Genomic DNA, 13,648 nt, shown 5'->3' on the forward strand with positions numbered 1-13,648 from the left:
TATTTCGCCCAGCAGGCGCGGTGCCGCGAACACCATGCCAGCCAGTGAGTTTTGCTACCGGATCGTTGACCGCCGAGACTTGGCCGCGGCCATCGGTTGCGACGTGGCATTCAGTGCATCTGCCCTGTACTCACTGTGAGCCGAGAAGGCGCCGGCCGTGACTTCGATGTCCGCGCCGGAAATGCCCGCTCCACGGGCGACGTCGCGCCACTGGTCGACCACGGTCGCCACCTCTTCGACGATGGCGCCTGCCTCGGCGTCTGTGAGTCGATAAAACGCAGCTGTCGACCGCACCGTGCTCATGCTCGGGCGGTTGTCGACATCGTCGATGTTGAGCACATGCTCCGCTTTGTCGACGTTCGGGTTGACATCGAAGGCAGGAGACAGCCGCCAGCCATCTTTGCCGAGCAGGAACCCGTGATTGCGCAGGTGATCGTCTCGATTGCCGACGGCGACATTGAAAGCCACTCGACGGAACAGCTGCTTGAGGTCGCTGGCGACGTATGCAGGGTCTCCACCGGCACTCAGGAATTGGGCGAGCTCAAGGTAGCTCGCGCCCTCACTCTGTTCCCGCCGGAGCAGCGTCATGGCGGACGCATAGAACTGCCGCTTGCCATTCTCGCGATCGAATCGCTGGACGCAGAAGGTGTGGAACTCGCTGTTCAACCTGACCGCGCGGGCGGCTGGAACACTGACGCCGGCCCTCTTGGCCATGGTGTGGACAGCGGCCTCCCAGGCGCCTATGTCCCGGTCATCGTCACGCGATGGGAATTTCCCGATCCAGAGCGAGCCGTCCTGCTCGGCGAAGTTCGCTTTCGGCCTGGCCCCGCCCAATGAAGCGCCTGGCGCCACCAGCACGGCCAGCCACCGACGCAGCGCGTCAAGATCGTCGATGCGCTTGCTCGTTAGCAACGTGGCCACGGCCTCGAGCTCGCGCAGGTTGGTCACGGGTGGTGCGGCCATCTTTTCGGCGCCGAGGAATTCCTCGGCGCCCTCCAGGCGGAATCGCAGCCCGCCTTGACGCGTGAAGTCCTGAACGCCGATCAGGAAATCCCAGGCATAAAGGTTCCGGGGCGTTCGGCCTTCGTCCTTCGCCTGCAGAGCTTCTCGTCGCTTCATGAGCGTTTGGCCCCAGCGGTCCGGGGACGAGTCCAGGAAGATGCCGAAGTTGCCCAGCTCTGGCTTCGGAAAGTAGGGCTGGTCGCCGAGGGACAAATCGGGATCGACCGAAAATGCCATCGGGTCCTTCAGCCAGTCCCGCTCGTAGACGAAACGGACCTGGCCGCGATCGTGAGACAGCGTGCCTACACGCCGCGCGTCTTCAAGATCACAGTCGAGCCAGACCTCCAGGTTCGAGCCGCTCATCAAGATCCTCTCGGCGAGGACGCTGGCATGGCGCCGCGCTTTCGAGCGGGCTTGGGCTCCAACGCCAGGTCCTGAAGCTTGCGGCCCACCTGGTCGTCGGCCGCGAGCGACTCGATGTCCTTCTCGAGGCCCAGTACGGCGAGCACCCTCAGATAGGTCCCAAGTGTCGCGCCGGGATCGCCAGCCTCCACGTTGTAAAGGGAGGAGCGCGAGATCCCGGCCCGGAGCGCAACGGTCATGGAGCTGAGCTTGCGGCGCAGCCGCGCCAGGCGCAGCCGCTCACCAAGAGCAGCAAGAAGACGCTGCTCCTGGGGGAAAACGACCGGCGGTTTGCTGGGCATCGGACAGGTAATCCGGTTCGAAAATGTCCACCATTATGAACATTTTCACCATATTTTGTCCAGCATGGTGGGTTGGTGCCGTTCAAGCGCTCAAGCGTTGCGCACGACCAAGCGCCGCGCGGCAGCGCCTACCGTGTCAAGCTGCTTGCCAGGATATGCAAGAGCCGGGCATCAAGCACAGCACCAAGCTCCTATCCGGCGGGGAAACGCGCCTACCGCGGGTGGGATCGGACGAGCGAGCGGTATCGCCAGGCGGCCAGCAGCCCGCCCAGGGACATCAGCCACAGCGAGGACGGCTCCGGCACCGGAGCAAAGGACTGGGCCCAGTTCAGCCCCGAGGGCGACGTGATCGTGAACAGCGACATGTCCGCAGGCACGTACAGGCCGGTGTTGGGGTCGAGCAGCGAGATCGCCGAGATGCCGTTCCAGTACGAAGAGTGGCCGAAATCGGCAGTGACCGAGGCTGCTTCGCTGGTGCTGCATTGTGGGTCGCTCAAGCAGTCGATCTTGCCCGCAGACACCGTCAGCCGCTCCGTGAAGGTGAAGGGCGTGCCCAGCGTGATGGTGATTTTGATGTTGTGGATGCCCGAGTAGTACAGCGGGCCGCCAGCCACGGCGCTGACGAAGTCGACTGGGAACCCGCCCGGGAATGCAGGGTTCGAGTGGGCGCCCCAGCTGCCGAGGAAACCGGCTCCGTTCAAAGAGAAGTTCACCGAGGAATAGCCGCCCCCGGTCGGGTCGATCATGCCTTGCAGCGTGACACCCATGGTGACGCGCGCCTGCGTACCGTTGAGACCGGCCGAGCTGATTGTGATGTCCTCCCCGTACGCGCCTTCGGCAAAGGCGGTGCCCAGGTGGTTGCCGGCGCCGGCGAAGCTGGAGGCGTAGAGCTTGATGACACCCAGGGCCACCGACGCATCAGCCGTGCCGCCAGCGCCGTTGCCGGCGGCTGATGACGAGGCGCTGAACGTGCCGCTGTCGAAATCGTCCACGGGCGGGTCGAATTGCGTGCCAAGCGCGCTGGCCGACGTCCTGGCGATGGTCGAGCCTGCGGATGCTGCGAAGGCGCAGCCGAGGGCGGTCAGGCCCACCAGAAGATGCCGGAATTTCATGAAGCCACTCCTTGACCGCCCGGCGAACTGCGGGCCGAGGCTTTTCTACGCCTGCGCTTGGGGAGGGTCAATCGATGTGGCGCCGATCCCCCTAGGACGGCGAGCTACCTATTGATGACGAACCGCGGCACCAAGGGTTCGATCAGCGCCCGCGGCGAGAAGAAACCTTCCGTGGACAGCCGCTGATCGCTACCTAAACTCCTCGCCAAATTGCGGGGAGGAATTCGATGGTTGCGTGGAAGAAGGCCGTCACGGCCCTGGTGGGTGTGGTGGCGGTGGTGGGCGGCGGCTGGTGGGCGTCGCAAAAGCTCGGGCAACCGGCCCTGCCCAGCAGCGCCGAGATCGGTGGCGAGCAGGCGGCCTTTGCGCTGCTGGACTGCAAGGCCCGACTCTTCGACGGCTCGCCGGCCATCGCGCTGAGCTTCACGCAGCCGCTGGACAGCAAGCAGGACTTCGGCGCCCTCGTCAGCGCGCAGGAAGGCGCCGCGCCAACCACCACCGACGGCAAGAAGGAGCCGGCGCCGGACGCCAGCTTCAAGCCGCTGGCCGCCCGCTGGGTGCTGGGCGACAACCCCCGCGTGCTCTACCTGCCCTTCGTGACACCGGACCGCAGCTTTCGCTTCGCGTTCAACGCCCAGCTGGGGGCGAAAACCGGCGCCAAGCTCGCGACCGCGCAGAAGTGCGAGGCTGTCAGCGAGACCATGCCCGACAGCTACTACTTCGCCAGCCGCGGCCTGGTGCTGCCGGCCGGCCAGAACGGCGGCCTGCCGGTCGTGACCATCAACACGCCCGAAGTGGATGTGCAGTTCCTGCGTATCAAGCCGGCCTCGCTGCCGGCCTTTCTGGAACAGGTCAGCGGCCGGCGCGAGCGCCAGGTGAACTCTGGCGAAGAGGACGGCGAGGGCGGCTACTACTACGACGGGTACAACGACAACCAGCGGCGCCTGAAGGGCACCGTGGGCGGCTGGGTGCTGGACGAGCTGCGCGCCATGAGCGACAGCGTCTACCTCGGCCGCTTCACGACCGACGCGCGGCCCAACCGCCGCAACGTCAGCTTCCTGCCCGTGGAAGGCATCAAGGAGCTGCAGGAGCCCGGCATCTACGTGGCCATCATGAACCAGCCCGGCCGCTTCGGCTGGGACTACCAGGTCACGCATTACTACGTCACCGACGTCGGCCTGCACCTGCGCCGGCATGCCGAGCAGATGGATGTGTTCGCCACGTCCCTGAAGAGCGGCGGAGCGCTGTCAGGGGTGGAGCTCAGCCTGGTCGATGAGAACGGCAAGGCGCTGGCCCAGGCGCAGACCGATGGCGACGGCCACGCCGTGTTCACCGGCCGCAGTGACAAGGCCCGCGCCGTGCTGGCGCGCAAAGGCAAGGAGATGTCCATCCTGTCGCTGCGCGACGCGGCGCTGGACCTGAGCGAGTTCGACGCCACCGGCCACCCCTCGCGCAGCAACAAGCTGTTCGTTTACGCCGGCCGCGACCTGTATCGGCCGGGCGAGAACTTCCAGGTCTCGGTGCTGGCGCGAGACGCCGACGGCAAGCCTTTGCCCAAGCCCTTGCCCATCACGCTGACGGTCAAGAAGCCCGACGGCAGCAAACTCGTCGAGCAGTTGGTGCAGCCGGGCAAGACGGGCACCGGCTACTACCAGCAAGGCATCACCTTGCCGGCCGACGCACCCACCGGTGGCTGGACCATCCAGGCCCGCGTCGACCCCGGTGCCAAGCAACCCGATGCGCAATGGGCCTTCAAGGTCGAGGAGTTCCTGCCCGAGCGCATGAAGCTCACGCTGACCGCGCCCGAGGGCACCCTCAACGGTGACGGCGGCATCACGGTGCAGGCCCAGGGCGACTACCTCTACGGCGCACCCGCCGGCGGCAACCGGCTGCAGGGCAGCGCCTATTCCGAGCGCCTCCTGATGCCGCTGCCGGCCAAGCTGCCCGGCTTCATCTTTGGCGACCTGGCCGACGACAAGGCCAAGAACCGGCAGGACCTGGAAGAGCAGGAGCTGGACGCCGAAGGCAAGGCCAGCATGAAGATCGCGACGGCATTCGGTGAGCGCAAGTCGCCGATGCGCGTTCGCGCGGCCTTCAGCCTGCTGGAGTCCGGCGGCCGGCCGGTCGTGCGCGCCATCGAGCGCACGTGGTGGCCGGCGCCCGTGCTGGTCGGCGCGCGGCCGCTGTTCGACCGCAATGTGTCGGCCGAGAACGGCCTGGCCGAGTTCGAGCTGGCGCGCGTCGACTCGAGCGGCAACTTCAAGCCGAGCAAGGAAGTGCAGCTCAAGCTCATCTACGAGGAGCGCCAGTGGTATTGGCGTTATGACGACGGCCGTGGCTGGAACTCGGGCTTCAACGTCAACGAGGAGCTGGTGGAGGCGCGCAGCCTGGCGCTGACGGCCCGCACCAAGATCGCACTGCCCGTGCGCTGGGGCCGCTACCGCCTGGAGGTGAAAGACCCCGACACCGGCCTGACGATGCGTTATGGCTTCTACGCCGGCTATGGCGCCCAGGACGCCGACGACATCGGCAACCGGCCCGACCGCGTGCAACTCAAGCTGCAGGGTGCGCCCTTCAAGCCGGGCGACGTGGCCAAGCTGGCCATCAAGCCACCGCATGACGGCGAGGCCATCGTCACCGTCGAAGGCGACCGCGTGTTGTGGACCAAGCGCATCGGCGTGAAGGCCAGCGGCACGGACATCGACATCCCCGTCGATGCCAGCTGGGCCCGCCACGACCTCTACATCACGGTGGCCGCCTTCCGCCCCGGCAGCCAGGGCGACAAGGTGACGCCGGCCCGCGCGCTGGGCCTGGTGCACCTGCCGCTGAACCGCGAGGACCGCAAGCCCAAGCTGGCACTGACCGTACCGGCCAAGACGCAGCCGTCGGTGTCGCTGCCCGTCAGCGTCAAGGTGCCGGCCCTGGCCGGCAAACCCGCCATCGTCACCGTCTCGGCGGTGGACGTCGGCATCCTGAACATCACCAACTACAAGACACCCGATCCGCAGGACTTCTTCTTCGGCAAGCATCGCTACGGCGCCGACATGCTGGACCTCTATGGCCGCCTCATCGAGAAGATGGAAGGCAATGTGGCCAAGCAGCGTTTCGGCGGCGACGCCGGCAAGCGCGATTCGCAGTCCATGCCGCGCAAGGTGCTGCTGGTGGACCTGTTCAGCGGCCCGGTGCAGCTGGATGCCAAGGGCGAGGCGACCATCAACCTGAAGCTGCCGGACTTCAACGGCACGCTGCGCGTGATGGCGGTGGTGTCGAGTGCGGACAGCTATGCGTCGGCCCAGGCGGAGACGGTTGTTGCCGCGCCATTGGTGGCCGAGCTGAACATGCCGCGCTTTGTGTCGCCGGGGGACAAGGCGACCATCGCTCTCGATGTGACCAACCTCAGCGGCGCCGCGCAAGACGTGAAGGTGTCGGTCACGTCCAGCGGGCCGCTGAAGATCACCGGCGGCGCCGAGAGCCTCAAGCTGGCCGACAAGCAGCGCCAGATCCTGCGCTTCCAGGCCGAGGCCCTGGATGCCTCGGGCTTGGCGCCCATCGAGGTCAAGGTGACGGCGGGGCCGCTGAGCATCACGCGCGAGGCGGCGCTGCAGGTGCAGCCCATCACGCCACTGGTGCGCGAGAGCCGGCGCATCCGCTTGGAGCCCGGCGCCACGCAGACGCTGGACAAGGCACTGCTCGACGCCTTCTGGGCCGGCACGGCCAGTGTGGCGCTGAGTGTGTCCAACACGCCGCCCATCGACATCAAGGACCAGGTCAAGGGCCTCTTGATGTACCCCTATGGCTGCCTGGAGCAGACGACGTCCAGCGCCTACCCGCTGGTCTTCATCGACGACGAGGCCGCCAAGCGCTGGGGCATGACGCCAGTCCCTCGGGAAGAACGCGCGAAACGGTTGGACAGCGCCTTCGCTCGCCTGGCCAGCATGCAGCAACCCAAGGGCGGCTATGGCCTGTGGGCGTCCAGCAGCCCGTACGAGGGGTGGCTGAGCGCCTATGTGACCGGCTTCCTGCAGGACTCGCGCGACGCCGGCTTTGCCGTGCCCGAGGCCATGCTCAAGCGCTCGCTGGACAACCTGCTGGAGCAGTTCCAGCGCGCCCCGGCCCAGCAGACCACGCCGGCCAAGGAGCCCAAGCGCGACGACAAGGGCCGCATCGCCGACTGGCGCGACGCCGAGACCCTGCGCATCGCCCACCAGCGCTTTGCCGAGGCCGCGCACGCCGGCTACATCCTGGCGCGCGAGCAGAAGGCGCCGCTGGCCACGCTGCGCACCCTGCACGACCAGTACCGCAGCCATGCGCTGTCGCCGCTGCCGCTGGTTCAGCTGAGCCTGGCGCTGAAGCTGATGGGCGACGAAGGCCGCGCCAAGGCGGCCCTGGACGACGCGATGCAGCGCGGCTACGGCTACCAGCCCGACGACCCCAACAACTACTGGTGGAGCCAGTGGCTGGGCGACTACGGCTCACGCGTGCGCGACCGTGCGCTGGCCTACGCGCTGCTGCTGCGCCACAAGGTCGCGCACGAGAAGCGCGAGAACCTGCTGTTCGACCTGTCCGACGACTTCAGCCGCCGCAACTACTACTCGACGCAGGAGCGCCTGGCCCTCTTCCTGGCCGTGCAGGCCGCCACCAACGGCGCAGGCAAGGACGACGGTTGGAAGACAGCGTTGAACGTGGGCGCCAAGGCCGACGCCTGGACCGGCAGCGGCGTGGGCCAGCAGAGCTTCGAGCTCGCCAAGCTCAAGTCGGGCATCGCGCTGAAGAACGAGGGCGCGGCGCCGCTGTACCTCGACGTGACCGCCCAGGGCTACCCGACCAAGCCACTGGCGCCGACCAGCGACCGCATCTCGGTCGAGCGCGCCATGTTCACGACTGACGGCAAGCCGGTGACGGCACGGCAGTTCACCACCGGCGAGATGTTCGTCGTGCGCCTGCGCGTGAAGGCGCCGCAGTCCATCAAGGACGGCCTGATCGTGGACCGCATCCCAGCGGGCTTCGAGATCGAGAACCTCAACCTCAGCCAAGGCCCCAAGGCCGGCGAGTTCACGGTGGAGGGGGTCAACATCGCCCAGGCCAACGCCAACGAACGTATCGTCCACATGGAGTACCGCGACGACCGCTTCGTCGCCGCCGCGGCGCTGGGGCAGACGCTGGACGTCTTCTACCTCGTGCGCGCCGTGGCGCCGGGCAAGTACGTGGTGCCGGCGACGTTTGCGGAGGACATGTATCGGCCGGAGGTGAGGGGGATTGGGAAGGCGGAGGGGGAGATTACGGTGGTGGACAAGAAGTGAGACTCACCGTCGGCATGCGGGGCACAGCCAAGGGTGGCATCAGCCGTGTGGTCGTCGCAGCAACGTTGACAACGCTCGGAGAGGCTTCCTGGGCCGGTACATCCGATCCAATCGGTGTGGGCGGCTTAGTCGGCCCGGTGCTGCTGTACCTGATCGCCTTGGTCGTATTGGCTGCAATGGGCTTTCGATCTCGGTGGGCGCTCATTGCAGCCTTCGCTTTGCTGGTGTTGCCGCCAGCTTGGGTGTGGCGGCGTATCGAGATGCCCGGCGAACAGGAGAGAGCCCAACGAGATGCCCGCAATCGCCGCGTCATCGATGAGCAGGTTGCTGCGGATCGAGCCTATTCGCAGTTCTGCAAGAGCCGACAACTGCAGGTGCTTTCCACGGTTCCTCCTGGAGAGCTTCCCTCCTCTGGTGCTCGAACCTTGCTTGTGAGTGCAGATCCCGCGTTTGTCCAGAAACTGTCGCGTTTCAGAGCGGATACCTTGATCCGGTTGCTGCAAAGTGACGTGCAACGGTGCCGACGTTTGGGATTGGCCTTCATCGAAGGACGCCAGTCGGTACAGCCACCAAGCTTCTTTCGATCGTCTGCTTGCGAGGCCCTGGTCTACACGCAAATTCAGGAGCCTGCGGCGCGCTACGAACTTGTAGTGGGCGAAACGAGCCCGCCGGCCAAGTCGCCGGGAGTAGCCTTCGATCGCTTTCAAGCGCGTCTGTGCGAATTGCAGACCGGAGGTCGGGCCAGATCATGGCATCGGACACTCTCTATTTCTTGGATTTCCAGTCCGGCCGCGCCGATTGCCCGAAGGCGGAAGAACAGGTGATCGACTTGATCGAGAGGGTGTTTTCGCCGCAGAGCCGATGACGATTGCAATGCTGTTTCAATCCCCCATCGCACGCGCTATCAACCGATGAAAGTGGTGCACCCCCTGCTCCCTCGTCGGCGAGTAGCGCCCGTGTTGATAGAACCGTGACCGCAGCCCCTGCTGCACCGTCATGACGACGGCCTCGTCCTCCATCTCGACCTTGTCCAGCGCGCCGCCGGCGCCGCTGCCCAGCAGTTCGGGCTTCCACACATAGCTGCGAAAGCGCACCCGCGTTCGAGCCGGGCCGATGGGCGTGACCTGGTTCAGCGACAGCCCCCACGGGTAGAAGTTCAGCATCAGGTTGGGGAACACCCACCAGTAGTAGGCGGCGATGCGCTGGCCGTACTCCGCCGCCTCCGCTGGCAGTTCGAAGGCAGTCTCATCGGCCCGCGCCACCGCGAGCTGAAGGTTGCTCCATTCGTGCAGCTCGTAGCGGTACTGGCTCAGGTCCAGCGTCTGCGTGAGGCCCGGGTGCACGAAGGGGATGTGCAGGCCTTCGAGGTAGTTCTCGACGTAGAGCGCCCAGTGGGCGTCAAACTCGTAGTCGCGGCTGCGGCTGGCGTCGAGGCGGAAGTCCTGCAGCGGCAGCCAGTGCATGCGCTGCATGGCCGGGCCGAAGAAGGCGTTGAAGCTGTCCAGCGGGTCTTCCAGCGCGACAAAGCCCTGGCCGCCCCAGTCCTGCAGCGGCAGCTGCGGCAGGTTGTCGCAGGGGCGGGGGAAGTCCAGCGCCTGCTGGAACTCGGGCATGAAGGTCATGCGGCCGTCCAGCTCGAAGCGACGCGAGTGATAGCCGCAGCGGATCTGCGCCGCGTCCTGGCAAGGCTGCTGCACGAGCAGGTTGCCGCGGTGGGTGCAGACGTTACTGAGGCAGCGCAACGCACCTGCCGCGTCGCGCGACAGCAGCAGGGGCTCGTTCAGGCTGCCTGGCAGCAGCGTCTCCGGCTGCAGGCTGCCCGGCGCCCGCACGCCCTGCAGGTCAGCAAGCCACTGCCAGCTGCGCGCGAGCACACGCTCGTACTGCAGGCGCTGCGCGGCGGGGTCGAGGTAGAAGGCCTTGTCCAGCGTCTCGGCGCGTGCGACTTCGGGGTGGACCTGCCAGCGTTGCGAGGTGTCGTTCATGAGGCAGTTTTACCCTCGCGGCCGCTATGGTCGGACACGTGTTTGTCCTCGTAGCATCCGGCTCATGCGCACTGCCTTCACCCTTCTGCTTTCGCTGGCCGCCGGCCTGGCCCACGCCGCACCGCTGCCACCCGTCGCTCGCGCCGAGGTCGACGCGCTGCTGACGCGGCTGCAGGCCTCCGGCTGCGAGTTCAACCGCAACGGCAGCTGGTATGCCGGCGCCGAGGCTAGGGCGCATCTGCTGAAGAAGCTGGAGGTCCTCGAAGGCAAGGACATGGTGCAGACGGCCGAGCAGTTCATCGAACGCGGCGCGGCCACCAGCAGCATGAGCGGCAAGCCGTATCTGGTGCGCTGTGCCGGCAAGGCGCCGGTGGAGAGCGCGCAGTGGCTGAAGGCCGAACTTCAGCAGGTGCGTGCGGCGCGGGCGGCGTCCAGCGCTCGCTAGCTCGTCGTCCGGCGAGATTCGACCGCTATCACCAGGGGTTCAGCACCGGGACCTTGGCGTGTTCGAACTCCGAAACGTCCCGCGTCACCACGGTGAGCCCGTGGTGGGCTGCGGTGGCGGCAATGATCAGGTCGGGTTGGGAGAAGGTGTGCCCGGCCTTGCGCCCGGCGTCCACAAGCAGGCGCCACACCAGCATCACGTCTTCCGATACGGGCAGCACGCGGTGCTCGAACATCGGCCTCACCTTGTGCGTGAGCCAGGCGCTCAGTTCGGCACGGCGGCCGGCATCGGGGACTCGTTCGATGCCGAAGCGGATTTCCGCCAGCGTCACCGTGCTGATGTAGAGGTTCTCCAGCGCCTGCGCGGCCACGAACTCCAGCACGCGAAGCTCGGGCCGGGGCTTGCGTAGCTCGGAGATGACGTTGGTGTCCAGCAGGTAACCGGTCACAGCTCCACATCCCTCACGGGCATGGGCGAGCGGCTCACGTCGAGATCGACATCGCGCCACGGCGAGGCCTGCATGACCTCGATGAGGTCGCGCCCGGTGCGCTCACCCTGCAGGCGGCGGAAGTCTTGCAGGGTGATGACCACCACCTCGTCCCGGCCGTGCACGGTGACGTGTTGCGGCCCCTCGCTGTGGACGCGCCGCACCAGCTCGCTGAAGCGGGCCTTGGCGTCCTGCAATACCCAGTGCCTTGGGTTGGCTGGTCTTTCGGGTTTCGCTGGGTTCACGTTGCGCTCCAATTCTGGTCAGGTTGACCAGAATATATGGGTCAACGAGAAAGCTCAAGCCGTGCGTTTGCGCCGGCTCGTCCAGACAACGCGGCCGGCCCCAACCCTTGCCGCGCCGATCAGCGCCGCCGCCGGCGAGCCACCCCGATCAACAGCAGCCCGGCGCCCGCCAACGCAAAGCTGCCCGGCTCTGGCACCGAGCTGATGTTGTCGAGCGCAAAGCCGCCGCTGGCAGAGAAGCTGACCGACGTCAAGTTGGCCCAGCTGCTGTCGAACACCACGCTGCCCGGGTTGGCCAGGTCGACGCTGAGCGAGGCCACCTGCGTGCCGCCCAGCAGGCCGACCAAAGCGAGGGTGCCTGGACCGAAGCCCAGGTCGTAGGCCGCCACGTCCAGCGACTGCAGCCCGAAGCCACCGCCGCCGAGCAGGCTGAGCATGAAGGGCGTCGTGTCGAAGCCGCCCACCATCGCGCCGTCCAGCGGCAGGAAGCTGGTGGCCGGCCCGCTGATGACGAAGCCCGCCTCGCCGTACGTGGCGATGCCGGTGTTGTTGTCGATGTCGATCACACCGGGGTTGTCGAAGGTGATGAGGCCGGCGTGTGCCGCCCCACCGCTGCACATCGCGGCCGCGAGGGCCACGGCGCCGAGGAATCGATTCATGGCGTTGCTCCTGGAAGGGTTCACTTCGCGCCTGGCTTGGGCGTGTTGAGGTAGGGGAAGCCGGGCAGCAGCGGCACCACGGCCTGGTCGACGCCGTCGTGCAGCTCCAGCGAGGTGGCGCCCAGCGGCACCACGGCGCGGGTGCAGGCCGGGCCGAACAGCGCGCCGCCGTTGTTCAGCCAGCACAGGCCACCCATGACGGCGGCCAGCGACACGTCGACGACGTCATCCTTGGGCCGGCGGCCATTGGGGAAGCCGGCCAGGTCGGGCGGGTTCTCACCATCGCGCAGTGTGCCGACGATGCCCAGGCGGTTCTGCATCGCAAACGGCCGCGGCGCGATGGCCGTGTTCAGGCGCAGCATCTCCGAGCCCACCACATTGGCCGGCTGGTTGACGCCGGGGATGCCGGTCAGGAAGGTGGTCACCAGGTCCAGGCGCGGCAGGTTGGTGGGGGCGGCGTTGCCGATGGGCAGCACGGCCGACAGCAGGGCCGGCAGCGTCGGGTTGGTGACATAGGTGGCGAACTGGCCGTCGCCCGTGGGCACCGAGGCGTTGAACCTGTCCTTGTCGGCCAGGCCGATGACGACCTCGTTGACCAGTGGGTTGCCCAGGCGCGAGACCTGCACCCAGGCGCCGCCGGTCTTCACGGCCGTGTCGTAGCCGCTGGGCGGTGCGGCGTTGACGATCTGGCTCTGGCGCACGCTGGCCGTTGTCCAGCCGCCGATGACGGTCTCGTTGCCCTGCGTGAGGCAGCTCTTGTGCACCTCCAGCGCGAGCGAGGTGACGTTCTTGTCCTGGATGGAATTGACCGCCGCCGCGTTGATCAGGCTGCGGTTGGTGATGACGCCCACGTCGGCATTGACGAGGTCGAAGATGGGGCCGAGATTGACCGCGAAGGCCTCCTGGCGCTGGCCGACAAAGACCTTGGCCGGGAAGCCGCAGCCGGGCAGGCTGACGCTGTAGATGTGCTGGGCGGCATAGGCCGGGTAGTCGGCAATCGTCTTGGTGCCGATGTTGTCCACCGGCTTGTCGAACCAGGTGCCGCCGGCCGGGTTGGCTACTGGGCTGGCCGTGCCGGTGCGGCGGTCGCCGCGGATCAGGGTCAGGGCGAACTTCTCGTTGACGTTGAGGGCTGCGGCATTGGGCGCGCTCACCGTGCCGGCCTGGGTCAGCGGAATGGGCACGACCTGGTTGCCGATGGGCAGGGTGATGCCCTTGAGCGTGTTCATGAACTTGAACTGGAAGGTGATGTCTTCCTTCGCATCGCCGTTGTTGTCGATGTGGATCTCGTAGATCGCGTTCGGGTCCAGCTTGAAGTAGTTGGGGCCGCCATAGGCATCCTGCAGCGGCAGGTAGTTGGCGATCAGCGTCACATAGCCGGCACGGCCGCCGCTGCCGTTGGCGGCCACGCCTTCGTAGCTGTTGAACAGGTAGAAGTCGGTGCCATCGACACGCGGCATGCCGCCAATCGACGGGGCCTCGCGGTGGCTGGAGGCCTGGGCCGGCAAAGCGGCCAGGCCGGCGAGGACGCTGGCGGTGATGAGCGCGAGGGTCGGCGCGCGGGTGGGCAGTTTCATGGCATCTCCTGTTGGACGGGTCGTGGGTGGAACCGCAAACAGATGGACACAACCAGCGCTGCGGCCTTGTCTCTACGCAGCGCGGGCAGTCTGGATGCAATGCAAGCTAGGGGGTAGGTTCGGCTATCGTCT

At 66.8% G+C, this 13,648-nt stretch carries 11 protein-coding genes; 3 read left to right on the forward strand and 8 right to left on the reverse strand.

Annotation, left to right across the window (positions count from 1 at the left end; genetic code table 11):
* Nucleotides 1-54: 54 nt before the first annotated feature.
* The 3 genes from ASC91_RS01450 to ASC91_RS01460 all read right to left on the reverse strand — a co-directional run bounded on the left by ASC91_RS01450 (nt 55) and on the right by ASC91_RS01460 (nt 2,818).
* Nucleotides 55-1,365, reverse strand: a complete 1,311-nt coding sequence (locus ASC91_RS01450) for a type II toxin-antitoxin system HipA family toxin (RefSeq protein WP_056191375.1) — start codon at nt 1,363-1,365, stop codon at nt 55-57.
* The gene (locus tag ASC91_RS01455) at nt 1,365-1,706 is read right to left on the reverse strand and encodes a helix-turn-helix domain-containing protein (protein ID WP_056191376.1); all 342 of its coding nucleotides are present in this window, start codon (nt 1,704-1,706) and stop codon (nt 1,365-1,367) included. The genes ASC91_RS01450 and ASC91_RS01455 overlap by 1 nt, the downstream gene beginning before the upstream one ends.
* 212 nt (nt 1,707-1,918) lie before the next feature.
* A complete protein-coding gene (locus ASC91_RS01460) occupies nt 1,919-2,818 on the reverse strand; it encodes a PEP-CTERM sorting domain-containing protein (protein WP_056191378.1) in 900 nt (299 codons plus the stop codon).
* A gap of 227 nt (nt 2,819-3,045) precedes the next feature.
* On the opposite strand from ASC91_RS01460, the gene ASC91_RS01465 reads away from it, so the two are divergent.
* Together ASC91_RS01465 and ASC91_RS29145 are read left to right on the forward strand one after the other, a co-directional pair.
* Nucleotides 3,046-8,118 carry an alpha-2-macroglobulin gene (locus tag ASC91_RS01465; RefSeq protein WP_082532329.1) on the forward strand — a complete coding sequence of 1,691 codons (5,073 nt, stop codon included), beginning with the start codon at nt 3,046-3,048 and terminating at the stop codon, nt 8,116-8,118.
* Nucleotides 8,115-8,942 carry a hypothetical protein gene (locus ASC91_RS29145; protein ID WP_157281011.1) on the forward strand — a complete coding sequence of 276 codons (828 nt, stop codon included), beginning with the start codon at nt 8,115-8,117 and terminating at the stop codon, nt 8,940-8,942. Before ASC91_RS01465 ends, ASC91_RS29145 begins: the two co-directional genes overlap by 4 nt.
* 57 nt (nt 8,943-8,999) lie before the next feature.
* Here ASC91_RS29145 and ASC91_RS01470 read toward each other — a convergent pair whose 3' ends face one another.
* On the reverse strand, nt 9,000-10,103 hold the full coding sequence (locus ASC91_RS01470; RefSeq protein WP_056191380.1) for an SRPBCC family protein: 1,104 nt from the start codon (nt 10,101-10,103) through the stop codon (nt 9,000-9,002).
* A 64-nt stretch (nt 10,104-10,167) separates the two neighbouring features.
* Here ASC91_RS01470 and ASC91_RS01475 point away from each other — a divergent pair, with 64 nt between their 5' ends.
* Nucleotides 10,168-10,548, forward strand: a complete 381-nt coding sequence (locus ASC91_RS01475) for a DUF5329 domain-containing protein (RefSeq protein WP_056191382.1) — start codon at nt 10,168-10,170, stop codon at nt 10,546-10,548.
* Nucleotides 10,549-10,576: 28 nt separating this feature from the next.
* On the opposite strand, the gene ASC91_RS01480 is transcribed toward ASC91_RS01475, so the two are convergent.
* From ASC91_RS01480 to ASC91_RS01495, 4 genes are all read right to left on the reverse strand, one after another.
* On the reverse strand, nt 10,577-10,996 hold the full coding sequence (locus ASC91_RS01480) for a type II toxin-antitoxin system VapC family toxin (protein WP_056191384.1): 420 nt from the start codon (nt 10,994-10,996) through the stop codon (nt 10,577-10,579).
* Complete coding sequence (locus ASC91_RS01485; protein WP_056192548.1) at nt 10,993-11,280, reverse strand: type II toxin-antitoxin system Phd/YefM family antitoxin; 288 nt, start codon at nt 11,278-11,280, stop codon at nt 10,993-10,995. Before ASC91_RS01485 ends, ASC91_RS01480 begins: the two co-directional genes overlap by 4 nt.
* 119 nt (nt 11,281-11,399) lie before the next feature.
* The gene (locus tag ASC91_RS01490; protein ID WP_056191386.1) at nt 11,400-11,939 is read right to left on the reverse strand and encodes a PEP-CTERM sorting domain-containing protein; all 540 of its coding nucleotides are present in this window, start codon (nt 11,937-11,939) and stop codon (nt 11,400-11,402) included.
* A 20-nt stretch (nt 11,940-11,959) separates the two neighbouring features.
* On the reverse strand, nt 11,960-13,516 hold the full coding sequence (locus ASC91_RS01495) for a DUF4331 domain-containing protein (protein ID WP_056191388.1): 1,557 nt from the start codon (nt 13,514-13,516) through the stop codon (nt 11,960-11,962).
* Nucleotides 13,517-13,648 lie beyond the last annotated feature (132 nt).

The sequence above is a fragment of the Pelomonas sp. Root1237 genome (genome assembly GCF_001425055.1).
GTDB lineage: Bacteria > Pseudomonadota > Gammaproteobacteria > Burkholderiales > Burkholderiaceae_C > Pelomonas.

Excerpts from the sequence above, each read along its gene's own strand:
- ASC91_RS01455 (WP_056191376.1), bottom strand. The coding sequence starts at position 1,706 with ATGCCCAGCAAACCGCCGGTCGTTTTCCCCCAGGAGCAGCGTCTTCTT.
- ASC91_RS01450 (WP_056191375.1), bottom strand. The coding sequence starts at position 1,365 with ATGAGCGGCTCGAACCTGGAGGTCTGGCTCGACTGTGATCTTGAAGAC.
- ASC91_RS01470 (WP_056191380.1), bottom strand. The coding sequence starts at position 10,103 with ATGAACGACACCTCGCAACGCTGGCAGGTCCACCCCGAAGTCGCACGC.
- ASC91_RS01475 (WP_056191382.1), top strand. The coding sequence starts at position 10,168 with ATGCGCACTGCCTTCACCCTTCTGCTTTCGCTGGCCGCCGGCCTGGCC.
- ASC91_RS01495 (WP_056191388.1), bottom strand. The coding sequence starts at position 13,516 with ATGAAACTGCCCACCCGCGCGCCGACCCTCGCGCTCATCACCGCCAGC.
- ASC91_RS01465 (WP_082532329.1), top strand. The coding sequence starts at position 3,046 with ATGGTTGCGTGGAAGAAGGCCGTCACGGCCCTGGTGGGTGTGGTGGCG.
- ASC91_RS01490 (WP_056191386.1), bottom strand. The coding sequence starts at position 11,939 with ATGAATCGATTCCTCGGCGCCGTGGCCCTCGCGGCCGCGATGTGCAGC.
- ASC91_RS01460 (WP_056191378.1), bottom strand. The coding sequence starts at position 2,818 with ATGAAATTCCGGCATCTTCTGGTGGGCCTGACCGCCCTCGGCTGCGCC.